Annotated in this window: 19 protein-coding genes; 6 read left to right on the plus strand and 13 right to left on the minus strand. The window is 62.8% G+C overall.

Annotation, left to right across the window (positions count from 1 at the left end; genetic code table 11):
* The first annotated feature begins 11 nt into the window (after positions 1-11).
* Positions 12-968, plus strand: coding sequence for a tripartite tricarboxylate transporter substrate binding protein BugE (locus GOQ28_RS15280; protein WP_160351505.1), 957 nt, complete (start codon positions 12-14; stop codon positions 966-968).
* 50 nt (positions 969-1018) lie between these two features.
* Here GOQ28_RS15280 and GOQ28_RS15285 read toward each other — a convergent pair whose 3' ends face one another.
* From GOQ28_RS15285 to GOQ28_RS15305, 5 genes are all read right to left on the minus strand, one after another.
* The gene (locus GOQ28_RS15285) at positions 1019-2401 is read right to left on the minus strand and encodes a sulfite reductase subunit alpha (protein ID WP_160357085.1); all 1383 of its coding nucleotides are present in this window, start codon (positions 2399-2401) and stop codon (positions 1019-1021) included.
* Positions 2402-2420: 19 nt separating this feature from the next.
* Entirely contained in the window at positions 2421-3473 is a 1053-nt protein-coding gene (locus GOQ28_RS15290; RefSeq protein ID WP_160357086.1) for an FAD:protein FMN transferase, read from the minus strand.
* Between the two features lie 23 nt (positions 3474-3496).
* Positions 3497-4297, minus strand: coding sequence for a DUF4198 domain-containing protein (locus GOQ28_RS15295; protein WP_160357087.1), 801 nt, complete (start codon positions 4295-4297; stop codon positions 3497-3499).
* A gap of 87 nt (positions 4298-4384) precedes the next feature.
* Entirely contained in the window at positions 4385-4900 is a 516-nt protein-coding gene (locus GOQ28_RS15300) for a DUF2271 domain-containing protein (RefSeq protein WP_160357088.1), read from the minus strand.
* Between the two features lie 23 nt (positions 4901-4923).
* Positions 4924-5553, minus strand: a complete 630-nt coding sequence (locus GOQ28_RS15305; RefSeq protein ID WP_160357089.1) for a PepSY-associated TM helix domain-containing protein — start codon at positions 5551-5553, stop codon at positions 4924-4926.
* 65 nt (positions 5554-5618) lie between these two features.
* On the opposite strand from GOQ28_RS15305, the gene crcB reads away from it, so the two are divergent.
* Positions 5619-6005: a fluoride efflux transporter CrcB gene (gene crcB / locus GOQ28_RS15310; RefSeq protein WP_160351499.1), complete on the plus strand. Its 387-nt coding sequence runs from the start codon at positions 5619-5621 to the stop codon at positions 6003-6005.
* Positions 6006-6022: 17 nt separating this feature from the next.
* On the opposite strand, the gene hpnE is transcribed toward crcB, so the two are convergent.
* From hpnE to hpnC, 3 genes are read right to left on the minus strand one after another with little or no spacing between them, the layout of a single operon-like run.
* The gene (gene hpnE / locus GOQ28_RS15315; RefSeq protein WP_160357090.1) at positions 6023-7345 is read right to left on the minus strand and encodes a hydroxysqualene dehydroxylase HpnE; all 1323 of its coding nucleotides are present in this window, start codon (positions 7343-7345) and stop codon (positions 6023-6025) included.
* The gene (gene hpnD, locus GOQ28_RS15320) at positions 7342-8205 is read right to left on the minus strand and encodes a presqualene diphosphate synthase HpnD (protein WP_160351497.1); all 864 of its coding nucleotides are present in this window, start codon (positions 8203-8205) and stop codon (positions 7342-7344) included. The genes hpnE and hpnD overlap by 4 nt, the downstream gene beginning before the upstream one ends.
* A gap of 47 nt (positions 8206-8252) precedes the next feature.
* The gene (hpnC, locus tag GOQ28_RS15325) at positions 8253-9077 is read right to left on the minus strand and encodes a squalene synthase HpnC (RefSeq protein WP_160351496.1); all 825 of its coding nucleotides are present in this window, start codon (positions 9075-9077) and stop codon (positions 8253-8255) included.
* A gap of 193 nt (positions 9078-9270) precedes the next feature.
* Here hpnC and alr point away from each other — a divergent pair, with 193 nt between their 5' ends.
* The 4 genes from alr (at position 9271) to GOQ28_RS15345 (ending at position 13388) form a co-directional block, all read left to right on the plus strand.
* Positions 9271-10401 carry an alanine racemase gene (gene alr / locus GOQ28_RS15330; protein WP_160357091.1) on the plus strand — a complete coding sequence of 377 codons (1131 nt, stop codon included), beginning with the start codon at positions 9271-9273 and terminating at the stop codon, positions 10399-10401.
* A gap of 24 nt (positions 10402-10425) precedes the next feature.
* Positions 10426-11142 carry an SDR family oxidoreductase gene (locus GOQ28_RS15335; RefSeq protein WP_160351494.1) on the plus strand — a complete coding sequence of 239 codons (717 nt, stop codon included), beginning with the start codon at positions 10426-10428 and terminating at the stop codon, positions 11140-11142.
* Positions 11143-11207: 65 nt separating this feature from the next.
* Complete coding sequence (gene radA / locus GOQ28_RS15340; protein WP_160357092.1) at positions 11208-12569, plus strand: DNA repair protein RadA; 1362 nt, start codon at positions 11208-11210, stop codon at positions 12567-12569.
* Positions 12570-12611: 42 nt separating this feature from the next.
* Positions 12612-13388 carry a sulfite exporter TauE/SafE family protein gene (locus tag GOQ28_RS15345; RefSeq protein ID WP_160357093.1) on the plus strand — a complete coding sequence of 259 codons (777 nt, stop codon included), beginning with the start codon at positions 12612-12614 and terminating at the stop codon, positions 13386-13388.
* A gap of 10 nt (positions 13389-13398) precedes the next feature.
* Here GOQ28_RS15345 and GOQ28_RS15350 read toward each other — a convergent pair whose 3' ends face one another.
* The 5 genes from GOQ28_RS15350 to kynB all read right to left on the minus strand — a co-directional run bounded on the left by GOQ28_RS15350 (position 13399) and on the right by kynB (position 18565).
* Positions 13399-14802, minus strand: a complete 1404-nt coding sequence (locus tag GOQ28_RS15350) for an MATE family efflux transporter (protein WP_160357094.1) — start codon at positions 14800-14802, stop codon at positions 13399-13401.
* Positions 14799-16529: a glycosyltransferase gene (locus tag GOQ28_RS15355; protein ID WP_160357095.1), complete on the minus strand. Its 1731-nt coding sequence runs from the start codon at positions 16527-16529 to the stop codon at positions 14799-14801. The genes GOQ28_RS15350 and GOQ28_RS15355 overlap by 4 nt, the downstream gene beginning before the upstream one ends.
* A gap of 120 nt (positions 16530-16649) precedes the next feature.
* Positions 16650-16916, minus strand: a complete 267-nt coding sequence (locus GOQ28_RS15360) for a type B 50S ribosomal protein L31 (RefSeq protein WP_160351489.1) — start codon at positions 16914-16916, stop codon at positions 16650-16652.
* A gap of 112 nt (positions 16917-17028) precedes the next feature.
* Positions 17029-17877, minus strand: coding sequence for a tryptophan 2,3-dioxygenase (gene kynA / locus GOQ28_RS15365; RefSeq protein WP_160357096.1), 849 nt, complete (start codon positions 17875-17877; stop codon positions 17029-17031).
* 58 nt (positions 17878-17935) lie between these two features.
* Complete coding sequence (gene kynB / locus GOQ28_RS15370) at positions 17936-18565, minus strand: arylformamidase (protein WP_160351487.1); 630 nt, start codon at positions 18563-18565, stop codon at positions 17936-17938.

Below are 18565 nucleotides of genomic sequence, written 5' to 3' on the forward strand. Positions count from 1 at the left end.
GGAGCAATTTCATGCGTAAAACTCTATTGGCAGCAGGCCTGCTCGCGTTCACCACTACGGCGCTCGCCGATTTCCCAGATCGTCCGATCACGCTCATCGTGCCGTTCTCGGCCGGTGGCCCCACCGACGTGGTGGGCCGCGTCGTCGCTGCCAAGGCCGGCGAGATTCTGGGCCAGCAAATCGTTGTCGAAAACCGCACCGGCGCCTCGGGCACCATCGGTCTGACCGCGACGGCTCGCGCCAAGCCTGATGGCTACACTCTGGGCCTGGCCACCGTCAGCACCCACGGCACGGCGCCCCATCTGTTCCCTAAGCTGGCCTATGATCCGGTCAAGGACTTCACGCCCATCAGCAATCTGGTGACCAGCCCCAACATCCTGAGCGTCAACCCTTCGTACCCGGCCAAGACGCTGACCGAATTCGTGGAACGCGTGCGCGCCAACCCCGATACCGAGAGCTATGCGAATGCCGGCGCGGGCGGCGTGAATGACTTGGGCATGATCTGGTTCCTGCAACTGATCGGCGGCAAGATGAACAGCATCGCGTATCGCGGCTCGTCGCCTGCCTTGACGGACACCGTCAGCGGCGTGGTGCCGGTGATCTTCGACAACTTTCCGTCCTCGCAAGCCTACGTGAAGAGCGGCCACCTGCGTGCCTTGGCCATCACCGGCAAAGAGCGCAATCCCAGCCTGCCCGACGTGCCGACCTTCGCCGAACAAGGCTACAAGGATTACGACGTGACCGCCTGGTATGGCGTGGTCGCTCCGGCCGGCGTCCCGGACGATGTGCGCGATAAGCTGGCTGATGCGTTCGCTCGCGCGGTGCGTGATCCGGAAACGGCGCGCAAGCTGGCCGACACCGGTTCGTTCCCCTTGGGCAATACCCCGCAGGAATTCGCCGAGCAGATCCAAGCCGAGAAAGATCGCTGGGGTGTGGTGATCGAAAAAGGCCAGATCAAACTGCAGTAAGGCTGCGAAAACGCGTCGCGGCGGCAAATCCGCCGTGACGATGGCAGCGATTAGTAAACGTCGCGGTGATAGCGTCCCTCTTGACGCAATCTTGTCATCGCGTCGCTACCCAGGATGTGCTGTAACGCCTGATCCACATCCTGCGCCATGCCGTTCAGGCTGCCGCACACATAGATGTCGGCCCCGTCATTGACCCATTCCCGCACGCTGTCTGCCGCTTGCAGCAGCCGATGTTGCACATAGGGGTGCTCACGGTCGTCGCGCGAGAACGTGAGATCCAGCCGGTGCAACCGGCCCGAGGCGAGCCAGGCTTGAAGTTCCTCGCGATAGAAGCCATCGGTGCCCGCGTTGCGCTCGCCAAAGATCAGCCAATTGCGATGATGCCCGGCCGCGATACGCGCCTTGAGCAGCGCGCGCAGGCCCGCGATGCCGGTGCCATTGCCGATGAATAGCGCTCCCCGTGCATCCTGGGGAGGGCGGAAATTCTCGTTACTGCGCAGGCGCAGGTCGATCAGGTCACCTATCTGAGCGATCTGTGTGAGCCAACCGCTGCCCACGCCTAAACCGCCATTGGCGTCGCGACGTAGCCTCACCAGCAGGTGTACGGCGCCATCGCTCGGGACAGAGGCAATCGAGTATTCCCGATGCGGCAGGACGTCGCCGCCTCGCGTCTTGCGCGGCCCGATCTCGGCGATGTCGCCAGGCTGCCATCGCGCGTGGTCGGGATCGAGCGCTGTCAGTTCCAGATGAAAGCAAGGTTCGCCCTGGCTACCCGGGTTGAGCAGCGTGCGGGCGGTCAGCCGCCATGGCTGATAGGCCGGGGTTTCCCAATCGGGCAATTCATGTTGCCCGATCATCTGGCCTAACTGATGCACCCAATGCCGCAATGCGCCGGCATCGATGCGGTCCACATCGACGCGGTCGAATAGGGGGGTCGCGCCCCAGTTGCGCAACCAGCCATCCAGCTGTCTGCCAAAGCCGCAGAAATGGCGATAGGTGCTGTCGCCCAGCGCGAGCAAGGCATATTGCAATCCATCGAGCGCCATGGTGGGCATGCCCGATATCGAATCGGCGAAGGCGGCGGCGTTATCCGGTGGATCGCCTTCGCCATAGGTGCTAGCGACGATCAACACCCGTGGGTAGCTGCGTAATACCGCCGGATTCAGTTGCCCTAATCCGGCCACCCGGGTGGGAACGCCCGCTAGGCTGAGCGTTTGTGCGGTCTTCTGGGCAAGTGATTCTGCTTGTCCGGTTTGACTGGCGTGCGCGATCAGTATGGTGTCGCCGGTGACCGGCGCGGTTAAAGCGGATGCCGCCTCCGCCGCTTTCCTGTGACGGTTGCGAGCCTGATGCCATGCCCATAGGCATAACAGCAGCCATAGCGCAATGACGCAACACGCACAGATCAAACGGTGGGTAGGCGACATCGACATAGCCTTGTGTGTGAGGCCGCTATTGTGCCGCCAGCAGCGCTTCAAACGCCGGACTTGCCGTCATTCGCAGTTGCTGCCCGTCACGCACAATGAACAAGGCCGCCAGTCCGCGGCTTTTGGCGTAGTCCATGCCTTCTTGTTCGCCCATCACCGTCAACGCCGTGCTCAAGGCGTCCGCGTCCATGCACGCCGCGTGCACAACGGTCACGGAAGCCAAGCCGTTGGCGATAGGCCGCCCCGTGCGCGGATCCACCGTATGGGCGTATCGCCCCATCTGGTCTTCACGATAGCGGCGATAATCGCCAGACGTGGCAATGCTGCGTCCTTGCAGGGCAATCGCCATGGCGTGGTCCTCACTGCCATCGGGAAACTCCACGGCGACTCGCCAGGGTGCACCATCCGGCCGGCGGCCAGACGAACGCAATTCGCCGCCCACCTCCATCAGGAAATCGTGCACGCCCAGCCGCGCCAGCGACTGCGCCGCCAAATCCACGCCATAGCCTTTGGCGATGGCCGACAGATCGATATACACGCCCCCCTTTTGCCAGGCGCGCCGATGATCGTGATCCAGCCGCAGGTGCTGCCATCCACAACGTTGACGCAGCGCCGACAACAGTTCCGGTCCGGGCGGCTCGCTGGCATACGGGGGCGGGCCAAACCCCCAGGCATTCACCAGAGGCCCTACCGTCGGGTCATAGGCACCGCCTGTTTCGGCAGCCCAATGCAGTGCCCGCGTCAGTACGTGAAAACAAGGCTCGGGCAGTGGGTGCCAGCCGACTTCAGCCTGATTGAATCGGGACAAATCGGATCGTTCGTCCCAGGTGCTCATCTGCGCGACGACGAGATCCAGGGCTTCTGTGATCGCCCGTTTGGCGTCCAGAGGCGATACGCCTGGCGGCAGCCCCAGACGCGCCGACCAAGTCGTGCCCATCGTCGCGCCCGCCAAGGCGGCGGGCGTCAAGCCCAACGCCTGGGCAGGGCGCTGATCAACAGTCCCTATGGCCGCCGTCAAGATCTGGGGGCCATAACCGACTCCCCAGCCACCCGAGACGTAGGACACCTTATGCTTCATGCGTGCGCTGCGAAGGGCCGTGCTTATTGAGCCAGGACTTCGAGCGTGGCGACATACGACAGACGCCGCTTGGATGCATCCTTGACGGTGGTGTTCTGATCTTCGGTACCCGCCTCCAGCCAGTACAGCCCTGGCTGCGGCCACTTGATTTCGAACTTGCCTTCCTTGTCAGTTTTCAGCGCGATTTCACCGACCTGGTCGCGGTAACGGCCGCCGCCGGGCACGATATTGACTTCAAGATCGGCCGCGGGCTTGCCGTCAATTGTCATCTGAAAGGTTGCTGTTTCGTCTGCGTACAGATCGTTCGGGTGCGTGACCGGCACCAGTTCCAGGCCACGAGCCGCCGCCGCCAGGGTAGTCGGCTTGCCAGCCGTGGCGAAGGTCTCGACACGACCTATTGACTCGGAGACTTCCAGGTCCTGCGCCTGCGCCGGGATGGCGGCGGCCATGTTCTCGACCTTGCCAAAATAACGCTTGGGCTTACCGTCTTCTTTCCAGCGCGCGAAGACGCCGTCGTTGACGACGGCGATGCGGTAGGTGCCGGGCTCGGTCAGCTGCAGGTCGAACGTGCTGCGCAGCTTGCCACGGTTGGCGTTTTCTGGCGACACGGTTTTGCCGCTAGGCGAGACGATGACCAAGTTGTCCAGGCGCAGCGGCGCGTGGTTGAAATAGAACTTGTCGTTACCGACAGAGGCGTCAACCGTGATCCAGCTGTCGTTGCCCGACAGAACCGTGGAGGAGGGCACCAGCCACGCATCGTGCGCGTGAGTCACGGCAGGCAGGCTCAACGCTAACGCAGCGGCAAAACGAAGGGCATATTTCATCGGAGTTCCAATAACCAGGGATTTGAGGACGGTGTCGGCAGCGGACAAATGGCGGTGCTCAAAGACGGGTGCCGACATACGGCAGGATCAAGGGGTAAACGTGACTGCGATTGCGCCCAGCTCATGCTCGCCTTGGGCCGTCAGGGAGTCGGCTTTGGTGGGCGGCCAGTCGAATGGCACTCGCACCAGTTCGCGGCCGCCAACCTCACGCGCGGCTTCGACCACCAAGGCATAGCGCCCGGGCTTGAGTTCGGCCAAAGGCTTCTGGCTGCCCGAAAAGGACAGCGCGTGTTTACCGGCCGGGCGGGTTGCGCCGCTTACGCCGTCCACGGGGAACTGTTGATTGCGGCCGCTGCGACGCCACCACTGGCGCATGTCCTTCAACCATTGCGCGCCTTCGTTGTTTTTCATGGCCACGTCGTACCACACGGCCAGATCGCCCACGGCGTTCTGATCGGCGGTTTCCAGCCAGATCGCCACATAGGGACGGTGATATTCCGCCACGTCCAAGCGCGGAATTTCCACGTTCAGATTGAGATCGGCGGCCTGCGCCGTCCGGGCAATCAGGCCAGCCAGCAACGCCGACAACAGCAGCTTACGCATAAAGTCTCCAGACTCGTGCTTCATCAATGGATAAATACCAGCGCCAGCACAACGGGAATCACCACGCCCAGGCCCACCATGGGCCAGGTCGCCGCGCGCTGGCCCGCGTGCATCTGTAGCAGCACCAGTCCCGTCAGCGAAAACACCAGCGCGGCCACGGCGAACAGGTCCAGAAACCAGCTCCACGCCGTGCCGGTATGGCGTCCCTTGTGCAGGTCGTTCAAATACGCGATCCAACCGCGATCGGTGTACTCGTATTCCACCAGGCCGTCGTCCAGCGATATCGACACCCAGCCGTCGCCCCCAGGGCGGGGCAAGGACAGGTAGAGTTCGTCGGGCGACCATTCGGGTGACCGGCCAGTCGCATCGGCGTGCGCTTCGCTGCGCAGCCATTGGGCGACGTTGCCCGGCACGGGGGCTTGCTTGCCAGCGGTCTTGGCGGATTGCAGCTCCGTCAGCAACGCATCGGGCAACTGCGCCTCGCCACTCGTGACTACGGGCGTTGCGGGGATTAACGAGGCATTGTTGAGCGTCAGGCCGGTGATGGCGAACAGCAGCATCCCCAACAGGCATAATGCGGAACTAATCCAGTGCCATTGGTGCAGGGTTTTCAGCCAGTAGGCTCGTCGGCGAGAGGGTGTTTGTCGGTCCATGACGCAAATGGCGAATTGGCTGCGGATTCTACCAGTGAAATGAGAATGAGTCTCAAGTTATTTTTATGCAAACGCTGACTACGATCAATGTCCTTGCCGTGGCGCTGGGCGCCGCGTTGGGTGCTTGCGCTCGTTGGTGGGTCGGGCTCTGGCTCAATACGGCCGGGTGGCCGTGGGGGACGCTGGCGGTGAATCTGGCCGGTGGGTATTTGATCGGGGTCGCGTTGGCGGTGTTATGGGCGCATCCGGATTGGCCACAATGGGTGCGCTTGGCGGCTGTGACAGGTTTCCTGGGCGGGCTGACCACGTTTTCGACGTTTTCGGCCGAAACCGTGGGCATGCTGGAACGGGGCGACTATGTGCCCGCGATCGGCTATGCAGGATTGAGCTTGCTGGGATCGCTTGGGTTAACCGCCCTCGGATTAGCAAGCGCCAATTCCATGCTGCGTTAAAACGGCCGTATCGGCGCCTATTTCCCGGCCAGCAGTACCTGTGCTGCCTTCAGACCACTGCGCACTGCGCCTTCCAGCACTCCTGGATAGCCTGTGTCGGTCCAGTCGCCCGCCAGGGCTAGCGTCGGCCATGGCGTGCTGTTAAGCGGGCGGTTCAGCCCTGGCACCGCGGCGAAGGTGGCGCGTTTCTCGACGAAAAGCTCAGCGGCCACCACCGCCGGCATGGGTGGCAGACGGGAAGGGTGCCGGGCGGCCTGCTCGGTGACTTGTTGCGTCAAGTTCGCGATGATGGTTTCGCGCGACTCGGACGAGAGCGCGCGCGCCGCACTCGTCACGATGGCCAACTCGGATTCAGGGCTACGCCCGGTCAGGCGCGATCGGTCGAATACCCATTGGCCCCAATGCCCGCGCGACTTGTCCTCGCGCAGCAGCATCATGGGCGCCGGCAGCGGCCATGGCGCGGCCAGGCGCAGGTTCAAGGTGGCGATCGGCACATACTCAAACGCCTGCAGCGCATGCAGCAGACCCGGCGAGTCGGCATCGAGCAGGGCATCTTCCAGCAGGCGGGCGGCCACGAAGGGTGGTACCGCGAGCACCGCCGCGTCGAACCGTTCCCGATTGACATCCACCCAATAATCGCCGGGCTTCAGATGGCGTACCGTGGCCCCATAACGCATGGTGGCATGCAGCGCGACCGCATCCGGCCACAACGCCGACAAATCCACGCAGGGCAGCAGTAAATCGCTATTGCGACGGTCGCCGGTCAGGCTGTCCTGCAAAATACGCGCGAAGAGGCCCGCGCTGGCCTCGTCCAGCGGCGTGTTCAGTGCCGCCAAGCATAGCGGTTCCCACAGGCGCTGCACGATCTGCGCCGGTTGCTGATAGTGCGATAACAATCGCGACACGGTCCAGTCGCGTGGGGGGCGCCAGCCTTGCTTTTGCAGTCCGCGCATCAACCGTATCGCGGCAAGCCGGCTTTCCCACGAAAGGCCACGCGCCGTTACCAGCGCGGCCAAGGCGTGAAAAGGTGCGGGCAGGGCGGGCGCGGCCAGATTAAATGCACCGTCCAAACTGCTCAGTCGCAAGGAACGCCGCATTAGCAGCGTGGCCGGATTGCGCCCAAGGCGCCGCATCAACGCGAGCGTCTGCTGATAGGCGCCCAGCAAAATATGTTGGCCATTATCCAGGTGCCCGCCAAAATCGGGATGCACCACGCGACGCGCCCGGCCCCCAGGCGTGCGACCCGCTTCAAACACGGTGACCTGCGCGCCCGCGTCGCGCAACGCCGCACAGGCCGCAAGGCCTGCCCAGCCAGCGCCGATAATCGCGACCTTTTTCATGTCGAGAGGCGGCGCACGAGGCCGCGGCCACCACCGACCCAGGTTTTCCAGGCCAGCCAGAATTTCCGAATGGGCGTGAGCGAGATGCGTTGATGCAGCACCTGCCAGTTATCGCGCTCGATTTCATCGAGCAGCGCGTGATAGATGGCTGCCATCAACAATCCCGGTCGCTGCGCGCGGCGGTCGGTTTCGGGCAGACTCTGCATGGCTTCTTTGTAAAGCTGTCGCGCCCGGTCGGCCTGGAACTTCATCAGCGCGGCGAACCTGTCCGAATAGGTGCCGTTCAGTATCTCGGCGGCCTTCACGTCGAACTGCTGCAGCTCATTGACGGGCAAGTAGATCCGCCCGCGCCTGGCATCGTCGCCCACGTCACGAATGATGTTGGTAAGCTGAAACGCCAAGCCTAGCTTGGACGCATATTCCAGCGTGCGCGCATCGGTATAGCCGAAAACGCCCGCCGACAGCTCGCCGACCACGCCGGCCGCATGCCAACAGTATTTACGCAGCCCCGGCCAGTCCAGGTAACGCGTCTGGTCCAGGTCCATTTCCATGCCGTCGATGACCGCCAGCATGCGTTCGCGCGAGATATCGCACGACGCCAAGTGCGGCTGCAGCGCCTGCATCACCGGATGCTCCGCATGACCGGCAAACAGCTGATCGACCTGTGTTCTCCACCAGGCGAGCTTGATGCGCGCCACGGACGCATCCGTGCACTCGTCCACCACATCGTCCACTTCCCGGCAAAACGCGTACAGCGCCGTGATGGCGCGGCGGCGTTCGGGCGGCAGGAACAGGAACGAGTAATAAAAACTCGACCCGCTTTTGGCGGCTTTTTCCTGGCAATAGTCGTCAGGCGTCATAAATTTGGCATGTATCCCATCAGTATGTCAGCGCGTGCGGTGTCGAGTTATCGGATGCGCCACAGCATGACGGCCCAGTCCTTCCAGCCCAATTCGGGCCGGTTCATGAACACGTCATAGCCACAGCGCTCAATCCGCTCGAGAATGCGCAGTCCCCCTTGCACGATCAGGCGCAGTTCCAGGCCGATACGGCCCGGCAACCGGCGTGCCAGTGGAGCGCCAGAGTGTAGCAGTGCCCGGGTGCGTTCTACTTGAAAGGCCATGAGATCGCGCCATTGTGGGGTCAAGCGACAAGTGGCGATGTCGTCCTCGGTGACGTGATGATGCAGCAAGTCCTCGCGTGGCAGATAGATGCGTTGCTTGCGCCAGTCTACCCGCACATCTTGCCAGAAGTTCGCCAACTGCAGACCCGTGCAAATCGCGTCGGACTGCGCCAGATTGTCGGGCGTTGCCGCATCGTATAAATGCAGCATCAGCCGTCCGACCGGATTGGCCGAGCGCGAGCAGTAGTCCAGCAGCGATGCGTAGTCGTCGTACCGTTTGACAGAGACATCCTGCTCGAACGCCGACAGCAGATCCAGGAACGGCGTGATGGGCAACTGATATTGGGCAATCGTCTGGGCGAGCGGCGCAAAGATAGGCGCGAGGACGTCCGCAGGGCGGCATTCGCCTCCCGGCTCAGCACCGATGCGATGCAGCTCCGCGCGGAAAGCGGCCAACGCCGCCAACCGTTCAGCGTCGCTGGCGTTGCCCTCGTCGGCGATGTCGTCGGCCGCGCGCGCGAACCGATAGATATCCGTGACCGGACGGCGCAGCCGGCGCGGCAACAGTACCGAGGCAACGGGGAAATTTTCGTAGTGATCGACTGCCATACCTCTGAATTGCAACGGCCTGAAGGCCAGCTTGGTGGAAACCCTGAGTCCCTATTTTAGTCGGGCGCATCCCGGCCGCCCCACGGCGGCCAGCCGGCGGATAAGTAGCTAATAATTTCTGTGTGATTCCGCCGCACACTCTCGACCCGCTGCGAGGCAGATCAGGTAGACTAACTGCCATAGGAAATTACAAATGCCACGCCCGATCAAAGCCACTATTTCAGTTTCCGCACTCAGCCATAATCTGGCCGTCGTGCGACGTCATCTCGATCAGTCAGCCCAAGCCGCGGCGGCGAAGTCCCCATCGATTTGGGCCGTCATCAAGGCGAATGCCTACGGGCATGGGATCGAGGCCGCCGTGGCGGGATTTTCTGCCGCCCAGGGTCTGGCCATGCTGGATCTGTCCGAGGCAGTACGCTGTCGCGAGGCAGGTTGGGGCGGGCCGATCTTGCTGCTCGAAGGGTTTTTCGAGCCTGGCGACCTGGAGTGGGTGGATCGCTATCATCTATCGGTCACCGTGCATACCCGCGAGCAGCTCGACATGCTGGCGCGCGCGCGTCTGGCACGCCGCGTCGACATCATGCTCAAACTGAACACGGGGATGAACCGGCTCGGCTTTACGCCGGATACATTCCAAAGCGCCTTTCAGCGCGCCAACCAGTTGCGCGATCAAGGCAGCGTCGGCAGTATTGGCACCATGACCCATTTCGCCTGCGCCGACGGTCCCGAGGGCGTGGCAGAGCCGATGCAGGTTTTCCGCGATGTGACCGACGGTTTGGGTAATGGGCCCGTCAGTGTTTGCAATTCGGCGGCCACGCTGCGTTATCCGGAGATCGCTTTGACTAGCGGCGCGCAGGCGCACTGGGTCCGTCCGGGCATCTGCTTGTACGGCGCCTCGCCTATCGCTGGCGAAAGCGCGGAACAACTCGGCCTGCGTCCGGCGATGTCGCTGCGTTCCGAGATCATCGGCGTGCAGGAAGTGCCCGTGGGTGCGGCCGTGGGGTACGGCGCCTTGTTCCGCGCTGACCGGCCCATGCGCATCGGTGTGGTCGCTTGCGGATATGCCGACGGTTATCCGCGTCATGCCAGCACAGGCACGCCGGTCGTCGTCGGCGGCACGCGCACCACGCTGGTCGGCCGCGTCTCCATGGACATGTTGATGGTCGATCTGACCAGCGTTCCGTCCGTACGCGTGGGTACCCCGGTGTCGCTGTGGGGCGCCGAAGGGCCGTCGGTCGACGAGGTGGCCGAATCGTGCGGCACGATCGGATACGAGCTATTGTGCGCGGTGGCCCCGCGCGTGCCCGTCGAGCGTATCGCCTGATTTCGATATTTAGCGAGGAATTCCATGAAAGACAAATGCGTGCTGGTCACTGGCGCGACGAAAGGCATCGGCTGGGCGCTGACCCAGCGGCTTGCCGACCAGGGCTGCCATGTCGTGGGAATCGCGCGTAACACCGAACACGTCGATTTCCCGGGCTATCTGTATGCCTGTGATCTGGCCGATGCCGGACGCACCGAAGAAGTCCTGCGTGAGATCCGCGAGAAATATCCCGTCGACGCCATTGTGAATAATGTCGGCATGGTGCGGCCCCAGCCGCTGGGCGAAATCGATTTGGCTTCGCTCTACAGCGTCATGGACCTCAATGTACGCGTGGCCGTGCAAGTCACGCAGGCCTTTCTGGAATCGATGAAGGCGCGCCGCACCGGGCGCATCGTCAATATCGTCAGTCGGACCATCCATGGGGCGCACGAGCGCACCAGCTATTCGGCCGCCAAAAGCGCCCTGGTCGGATGCACGCGCACCTGGGCGCTGGAGTTGGCCGAGTACGGTATCACCGTCAATGCCGTCGCTCCCGGCCCCATCGAGACCGAGCTATTCCGCCTTGCTCAACCCGCGGGCAGCGAGGGCGAGCGTCGCGCGTTGGCGTCCATTCCAATGAAGCGCATTGGCACTCCGGATGAAGTGGCCGCCGCGATCGCCTTTTTCCTGTCCGACGAAGCCGGCTTCGTCACGGGGCAGGTGCTAGGCGTCGATGGCGGGGGCAGTTTGGCAGGACGCTGAGTCGCGAGTGTCAAAAACGTAGCGCCTGCTCCAACGGGCCACGTTTAGGCGGGTAAACTTGCCACATGGCCAAGCCTCGAACCGTCTACGTCTGCGCCGAATGCGGCGGCACTACTCCCAAATGGCAGGGCAAATGCCCGCATTGCGCTGCCTGGAATACCCTCGAAGAAACCGTCGAGTCCGCAAGTCCCACCGCGGCCTCGCATCGTTACGCGCCGCTGGCCGCTTCGACGCCAGTGCGTACCCTCGCCGATATCGAACCCCGCGAAACGCCGCGTCAGCCCACCGGTCTGGATGAGTTCGACCGCGTTTTGGGGGGTGGCTTGGTGGCGGGGGCCGTGGTCCTTATCGGTGGCGATCCCGGCATCGGGAAATCCACGTTGTTGCTGCAGGCCCTGGCTGCCATGTCGGCCAATTCACGCGTGCTCTATGTGACCGGCGAAGAATCCGCCGAACAAGTCGCACTGCGCGCGCGTCGTCTGGGCGTTCCGACCGGCAATGTCAGTTTGTTGGCCGAAATTCGTCTGGAATCCATCCAGGCGGCGGTGTCCGAGCAGCGTCCCACCGTCGCGGTCATCGACTCTATTCAAACGCTCTATAGCAGCGAACTGACGGCCGCACCCGGCTCGGTATCGCAGGTCCGGGAATGCGCCGCGCAGCTTACCCGCCTGGCCAAGCAAACCGGCATCTCCATCGTCATGATCGGTCACGTCACCAAGGACGGCGCGCTCGCCGGTCCACGCGTGCTCGAACATATTGTGGATACCGTGCTGTACTTCGAGGGTGATACGCATTCCTCGTTTCGCCTGGTGCGTGCCTTCAAGAACCGATTTGGCGCGGTCAATGAGCTTGGCGTTTTCGCCATGACAGACCGTGGCCTGCGTGGCGTGGCCAACCCATCGGCATTGTTCCTCTCGCAACACGAACAGCAGGTCTCCGGTTCCTGCGTGATGGCCACGCAAGAGGGCACCCGCCCGTTGCTGGTCGAAATCCAGGCGCTGGTAGACAGCTCGCATGCCCCGAATCCGCGCCGACTGACAGTCGGTCTGGAAGGCAACCGTCTCGCCATGCTGCTCGCCGTGCTGCATCGTCACGCTGGCGTGTCCACGTTCGATCAAGATGTGTTCGTCAATGCCGTGGGCGGCGTGCGGATCACGGAGCCGGCGGCCGACCTTCCCGTGCTGCTGGCGATTATGTCTTCCTTGCGCGACAGGCCCTTGCCGCGCGGGTTGATCGCCTTTGGCGAAGTCGGTTTGGCAGGTGAAATCCGGCCCGCGCCGCGTGGACAAGAACGACTGCGCGAGGCCGCCAAGCTGGGCTTTAGCGTGGCCCTGATCCCGAAAGCCAACGCCCCCCGTCAGCCCATCGAGGGTCTGGAAATTTGGGCCGTCGATCGCCTCGACTCGGCCATGGAAAAGCTGCGCTAAAAACATCATGCCGTTCTCGTACGCATTCGCCGGGACTCTCACATGAGTCTGTGGATCATCGCGGCCTGCCTCGCTAGCGGCGCACTCATCGGGTTCCTGGGCGGTGTACTGGGCATAGGCGGGGGTCTGATCGCGATTCCGGCGTTGGTTTTGCTCATGGACATGCCCCAGCAGCTGGCGCAAGGCACGGCTCTGATCATGGTGCTGCCCACCATCATCATGGCCGTACGTAAATACAATCAAAAAGTCCCCATCGATCCGCGTGTGGCCGCTGCGGGTGCGCTGGGGGCGGTAGCCTTCACGTGGCTCGGCGCCCGGCTTGCGCTTGGTATTGCGTCCAGCACGCTGCGCGTGAGTTTTGCCATTTTTCTGTTCTTTGTCGCCGTGTTTTACGTCTATCGCATGGTGCGGCCCCCGCGTCCGCTGCATGCGAACGAGGTGCCAAGACGCGCCGCGCCGGCGCTCACGCCTCGCCGGTCAGCGGCGCTAGGGATGTTGTGCGGCACATTCGGCGGATTTTTCGGAGTGGGGGGTGCGGTGCTATGCGTGCCGATCCTGACGGCCGGTTTTCGCCTGTCGCAAACCGCCGCACAGGCCTTGGCCTTGACCATGGTCATACCTGGCTCCACCATCGCGTTGATCACCTACAGCTGGGCAGGGCAGGCCAATGGCTGGGTCGGCATCCCGCTGGCGCTCGGCAGCCTCGCTTTCGTCCCCGTTGGGGTGCGCTTGGCGTATCGCATGCCGGACCGCCATTTACGCGGATGCTTTGCCGCGATGTTGTTCGTGACCGTGGGATTGCTGATTTATCAGGCGTGATCCGTGGCCGTCACGCGCCGCGGAAATTGCGCACGACTTTCCAGAACCACGCATGCAGCAGCACAGCCGAAAACGCCAGCCCCAGCATGGCCATCAGCCACATCGTGCCGGCGCCTTGCGGCGATCCGGGCAAGATCAGCGTGCGCAAGCCATCAAGCATTCCGCGCCCAGGCCCAAAACCCAGCCACCAACCACCCAGCAACCCTAGCCCAGCCAACGCGACCACTTGCAGCAACAGCGGCACCACCGCGACTTTATAGGCGCGCAACACATACGAGTTAATACACTGCATGGAGTCCGCCAAGTGAAACAGCGGGATGATCGTCAGCAGCGTACTCGCCACGGCTGCGACTTCTGGATCGTCCGTATAGGCAGCCAGAATGAGAGGCTGGCCCACCAGCAGCACGGCGGCCGTCAATACCGCCCCGATCAGCCCTAGCGCCATGCCGGCCAAGCTGTGGCGTCGCGCCAGGACCAAGTCGCCCGCGCCGATCGATTGCGCGGCCAAGGCCGCCGTCGCCACGCCCAGCGCCATCGGCATCATGTAGCACAGCGCCGCCAGGTTCGACATGATCTGATGGCCGCCGCTGACATAGGTACCCTCGCGAGCCACCAGCAACGCCATAAAAGTAAAAGCCGAAACTTCCACCAGATACGAGCCGCCCATGGGCAGGCCTAGCCGTAGCAGTTCCTTCTGAGCGGCCCAGGTAGGACGCCCTAATGTCAGATGAAAACGTCGGAAGTAGGGGTCATGCGTGATCACCCATAGCCCCACGCTCAGACTGATCCAGAACGTAATTGCCGTGGCCAGCCCCGCGCCCGCCGCACCCAAGGCCGGCAGCCCCAGATTGCCGTAAATCAGTACCCAGTTCAAAAATGCCTTGATTCCGACCGCCACCAGATTGATGGTCATCACAACCTTCGGTCGCGAGACCGCCGTGCCCAACGCATAAATGGTGCGAAACACCAGCGCGGCTGGCAAGGCCAGCGCGAGCGCGCGTAGATAATCCGCCACGCGGGCACGCACTTCGGGTGCAACGTCACCCGAGAGCGACAGCCACATATCGGGAAACATCATCAGCACGGCGCCCGCGAGCGCCAGTCCCAGCGCCAGCCACACACCCTGACCCCAGGCGCGTCCCACCTCATCAAAGCGCCCCGCGCCAAAATGCTGAGCCTGGATCGGGATCAACGCATGGACCACGCCCATCAGTCCCACGAACACCGTGATGTACACCGAGATCGACAGGGACATCGCGGCCAGGTCCGCCGCACTGGCATGTCCCGTCATCGCCGTGTCCAGCACGCCGAAGGCAATCCCCGCCCATTGGCTCACCAGCACGGGCCAAGCTTGCCGGGCGATACCCGACATCGAAGCGCCAAAGCCTTTAGTCGTGGGAGCCGCGGCGTTCATCGTGATTGGTCGATACGCAGCAGACGGAAGATCTCATGACGGTCCGCGCGCCGCCCACCGCGCCACAACTCCGTCGCGCCTTCGCTAAAGGCGGCCTGGCCGTCGCGCAGCCGTTCGCGCGTCGTCTGCTGTAACACCAAAGCGCAGCGCGAGTCATAGCTCAGCGTCAGATTATCGAAAATCAGTAACGAAGCACGCTGCCCGCTACCCACGCTCAATCCGCGTACGCACTCGCCCGGCCGGCGATGCTGGTCGAGCGCCGTTTTCAGTTCTGCCGACACATCGCGATAGCTACGCGCATAGTCCACAGCCGGCTGCCACAGCAATACCAGCAAAATCCAAGTCGCTGTCAGGCCGCTGGCCGACAGCACCGTCCCGCGCCATAGCGCCAGCGGCTTCGAGCGCAAGCGCCAGGCCACCAGAACGGTCCAGGCCGCGGTCACGATCAACGCCAGGGCAAACGCGAACCACGAAATCGTAGGCTCGTAGCCCGTCGTCTGGCGCGCGATATTGCGCGCGATCTGCGCCGGCCACCCGAAGTGCAGCGCGATCCATCCCAGCCAGGCGGTGGCGACCGTCAGCGAAAAGCACATGATGGCGAACCAGTCCAGCGTGTTCACCACACCGCGCCGCAACGTCGGCAGCGAAAACGCACCCAGGATCGCGCAGGGCACAACCAGCAATATGTATTCCGCCTCAGTCGGCTCCGACAGGAACACCAGCTCGCCCGCTGCAAAGAGCGCCAACCCCAAAGCCAACCAGATATGTGGCGCGAAAACCCAATCGCGCCACCGCCACACCGCCAGCAACGCCAACGGCCAGGTCGGCCACAAATACCAAGGCAGATCCCTTGCGGTCCTGCCAATATCCGACCAGCTAGGCCAGCTGAACGAGGCCAGATTCCAAGTCTTCCAATTGTCGATCCAGTAGCTGCTGCCGTGTGACGCCGGTATCCACCACGCCAGGATCAGCACCGCTGCCACGGCAATCGCCCCCGCCAGCCAATAGCGCCTCGCCCACAACGCACTACGGGGAGCAAAAGCGACCAGCGTACCCAGCATAATCGGCAGGGCGCCGACCCACCCCCGGGTCAAAAACGCGGCCGCCAGCGCCACGCCCAGCGTGATCACGCCCGACAGCGGCCGATCCAGCGTGCGTGCCATGCCGTAGAACGCCAATGCTTGCCACGCCATAATGGCCGGCACCACTGACGTCTCATGGGTGCGTTGCAGAATCCCGACGGTCGCCAGCAGCAACAACAGCGCCGCGTCGGCCAGCATGCGGCCATAGTCGCGCGGTGCTGGTTCTCCGCCAAACGGCAGCGCCAGCGGCTGCGCCTCCGCGCGGCGTCCAACCAGATAGGTACCGTACCAAACACTGACCGTCGTGATACCGAACCACAATAAATTCGGTAGCCGCCCCGCCGTGATCTCACCCAGCCAGGGGCCGAACAGTGCGATGCAAACGGCTCCTGCCCAAGTTAGCAGCGGCCCTTCCTGCGCGAACGCAAGCTGCCCCACCTGCGGCAGCAGCCAAGTCGATCCGCCTTCCCGAAACGCCGTGATCATGGTGGCCAATCCCACCGCGTCCTCGGTCTTCCAAGGGTCGCGCATGAACAGGCCAGCGAGGATATAGGCCAGCGACAAGCCCAGCAGGACTAGCCGCGGTAACTTGGCAGTCGCCGAGGCGGTGAGTCGGGCCGGAGTAGAGCGCGAAATGGGAGACACGTAGCTAATGATACTGAGCAGTCCAGGGCCCGGGGCCCTCAAACGGGATGGAGGGGAGCGTCAAGGAAAAAAAAACAGCCCGAAGGCTGCTTTTTTTCCAGCATCTCGGAAGATGCAAGTTTACGACGCGGACTTGACCGTGCCAGCCGTACGGGCGAAACGCGCGCGGAATTTCTCAACGCGGCCGGTTTCGACGATACGGGTTTGCGCGCCCGTGTAGAAGGGATGCGACTCGGAGGTCACGTCGCACTTGAACAGCGGGTAGGTCTTGCCATCGAGCTCGATGGTTTCGCGGGTGTTGACCGTCGAACGCGTGACAAACTTGTTGCCCGTTTGCAGGTCCAAGAACACCACTTCGCGGTATTCGGGGTGAATGCCTTCTTTCATGAGTATTTCCGGTTCTTCCGGTCTTGCCGGGGGGTTAGCGGGTCGCCAGCCTGACGGGTCAAAACGCCGTAGGCCACGTATCCAGGAAGCAACTCCGCATTCTAACATGGACTCAAAGGTTTGTACGCAGCGCCCAGATCTCCGGGAACAACACCACATCCAGCATCTTGCGCAGATAGCCCACACCCGACGTGCCGCCCGTGCCGCGCTTGAATCCAATCACGCGCTCGACCGTCGTGACGTGTCGAAAACGCCACAGCCGGAATGCATCTTCCAAATCCGTGAGCTTTTCGCCCAGCTGATACAGGTCCCAGTATCGGTCTGGATTGCGATAGACCGTCAGCCAGGCGGCTTCCACCACCGGATCCGCCTGATAGGGCTGCGTCCAGTCGCGCTCGACATGGCTCTCGGGGATCATCAGCCCTTCGCGCGCCAACAGGCGCAAGGACTCGTCATACAGCGACGGGCTTTCATAAGCAGTCCGGACCGCGCCGAGCAGGTCGGCGCGGTGCGCGTGCGGCTTTAGCATTGCCGCGTTCTTGTTACCCAGCAAAAACTCAATTTGCCGGTACTGATAGCTTTGAAAACCGCTGGAGCGCGCCAGATACGGCCGCAGGGCGGAATACTCGGGCGGCGTCATCGTCGCCAGCACATCCCAGGCGTGGACCAGCTGTTCCATGATTTTGCTCACCCGGGCCAGCATCTTGAACGTCGGAGGCAGCTGATTCTGAGACACATTGGTGATGGCCGCGCGCAGCTCATGCAGCATGAGCTTCATCCACAGCTCGCTCGTTTGATGCTGCACGATAAACAGCATCTCGTTATGTTCGGGCGACATCGGGTGCTGAGCACCCAATAGCTCATCCAGATGCAGATAATCCCCGTAGGTCATATCGCGGGTGTAATCGAGCTGTGCGTTTTCTTGCCGAACGATGTCTTCGGGTTTGTCGGACGTGGTCATCGAGTCATGCCTTGTCAATACTGACCGCCGCTCGCAAGCGGCGATACAAGGGGAACAATCAGTCCAGCTCGCGCAAGATCGCGCGCACCGGGCTGGCATCGGCCTCGGACAGCGCCAGGGGCAGGGCGATCAACTCGTAATCGCCCGGTTCCACGTCATCGAGCAGCAAATTTTCCAGCACACGCAAATCGCGGCGCAGAATGACGTGATGGCTGTCCAGGGTCTTGCTCGAGGCGGGGTCAATGCTGGGCGTATCCAGCCCGATCAACACCACCCCGCGGTCAGCCAGCCATTCGATGGTATGCGGCGCATAGGCGCTAAAGTCATCCGTCCACCAGGACACCGCGGCATTGCGCGCGGTGCGTACCAGCACGCGAGGCGGCAGATCGTCCATCGCGTGTTCCAAGTGTTCGGGCAGGATCAATGGCCCGCAGTCCAGCGCGTGAATCACGCGACAGGGGCCCAAAAAAGGTTCCAAGGACAACTGTCCGATCGCCGGCGCGCCGTTCTGGTAATGCAGCGGTGCATCGGCGTGCGCGCCAATATGCGGCGACATGGCAATCTCGCTGACATTGACCGGGCATTCCTGCGTCAGGGTCCATTTCCATTGCTGGCGATACGGCGTGTCCCCGGGGAAAACCGGAGAGCTGGCCGAGACCGGCGGCGAAATATCCCAAAGACGTTTCAT

Origin of the sequence: Bordetella sp. 02P26C-1 (genome assembly GCF_009763255.1) — a bacterium.
Taxonomy (GTDB): domain Bacteria; phylum Pseudomonadota; class Gammaproteobacteria; order Burkholderiales; family Burkholderiaceae_B; genus Bordetella_A.

Bases quoted from the DNA above. Each gene is read 5' to 3' on its own strand.
- hpnE (WP_160357090.1), bottom strand. From the start codon at position 7,345: ATGAAAAAGGTCGCGATTATCGGCGCTGGCTGGGCAGGCCTTGCGGCC.
- GOQ28_RS15285 (WP_160357085.1), bottom strand. From the start codon at position 2,401: ATGTCGATGTCGCCTACCCACCGTTTGATCTGTGCGTGTTGCGTCATT.
- kynB (WP_160351487.1), bottom strand. From the start codon at position 18,565: ATGAAACGTCTTTGGGATATTTCGCCGCCGGTCTCGGCCAGCTCTCCG.
- kynA (WP_160357096.1), bottom strand. From the start codon at position 17,877: ATGACCACGTCCGACAAACCCGAAGACATCGTTCGGCAAGAAAACGCA.
- GOQ28_RS15335 (WP_160351494.1), top strand. From the start codon at position 10,426: ATGAAAGACAAATGCGTGCTGGTCACTGGCGCGACGAAAGGCATCGGC.
- GOQ28_RS15290 (WP_160357086.1), bottom strand. From the start codon at position 3,473: ATGAAGCATAAGGTGTCCTACGTCTCGGGTGGCTGGGGAGTCGGTTAT.
- GOQ28_RS15350 (WP_160357094.1), bottom strand. From the start codon at position 14,802: ATGAACGCCGCGGCTCCCACGACTAAAGGCTTTGGCGCTTCGATGTCG.
- hpnD (WP_160351497.1), bottom strand. From the start codon at position 8,205: ATGACGCCTGACGACTATTGCCAGGAAAAAGCCGCCAAAAGCGGGTCG.
- alr (WP_160357091.1), top strand. From the start codon at position 9,271: ATGCCACGCCCGATCAAAGCCACTATTTCAGTTTCCGCACTCAGCCAT.
- crcB (WP_160351499.1), top strand. From the start codon at position 5,619: ATGCAAACGCTGACTACGATCAATGTCCTTGCCGTGGCGCTGGGCGCC.
- radA (WP_160357092.1), top strand. From the start codon at position 11,208: ATGGCCAAGCCTCGAACCGTCTACGTCTGCGCCGAATGCGGCGGCACT.
- GOQ28_RS15305 (WP_160357089.1), bottom strand. From the start codon at position 5,553: ATGGACCGACAAACACCCTCTCGCCGACGAGCCTACTGGCTGAAAACC.
- GOQ28_RS15280 (WP_160351505.1), top strand. From the start codon at position 12: ATGCGTAAAACTCTATTGGCAGCAGGCCTGCTCGCGTTCACCACTACG.
- GOQ28_RS15295 (WP_160357087.1), bottom strand. From the start codon at position 4,297: ATGAAATATGCCCTTCGTTTTGCCGCTGCGTTAGCGTTGAGCCTGCCT.
- GOQ28_RS15300 (WP_160357088.1), bottom strand. From the start codon at position 4,900: ATGCGTAAGCTGCTGTTGTCGGCGTTGCTGGCTGGCCTGATTGCCCGG.
- GOQ28_RS15345 (WP_160357093.1), top strand. From the start codon at position 12,612: ATGAGTCTGTGGATCATCGCGGCCTGCCTCGCTAGCGGCGCACTCATC.
- hpnC (WP_160351496.1), bottom strand. From the start codon at position 9,077: ATGGCAGTCGATCACTACGAAAATTTCCCCGTTGCCTCGGTACTGTTG.
- GOQ28_RS15360 (WP_160351489.1), bottom strand. From the start codon at position 16,916: ATGAAAGAAGGCATTCACCCCGAATACCGCGAAGTGGTGTTCTTGGAC.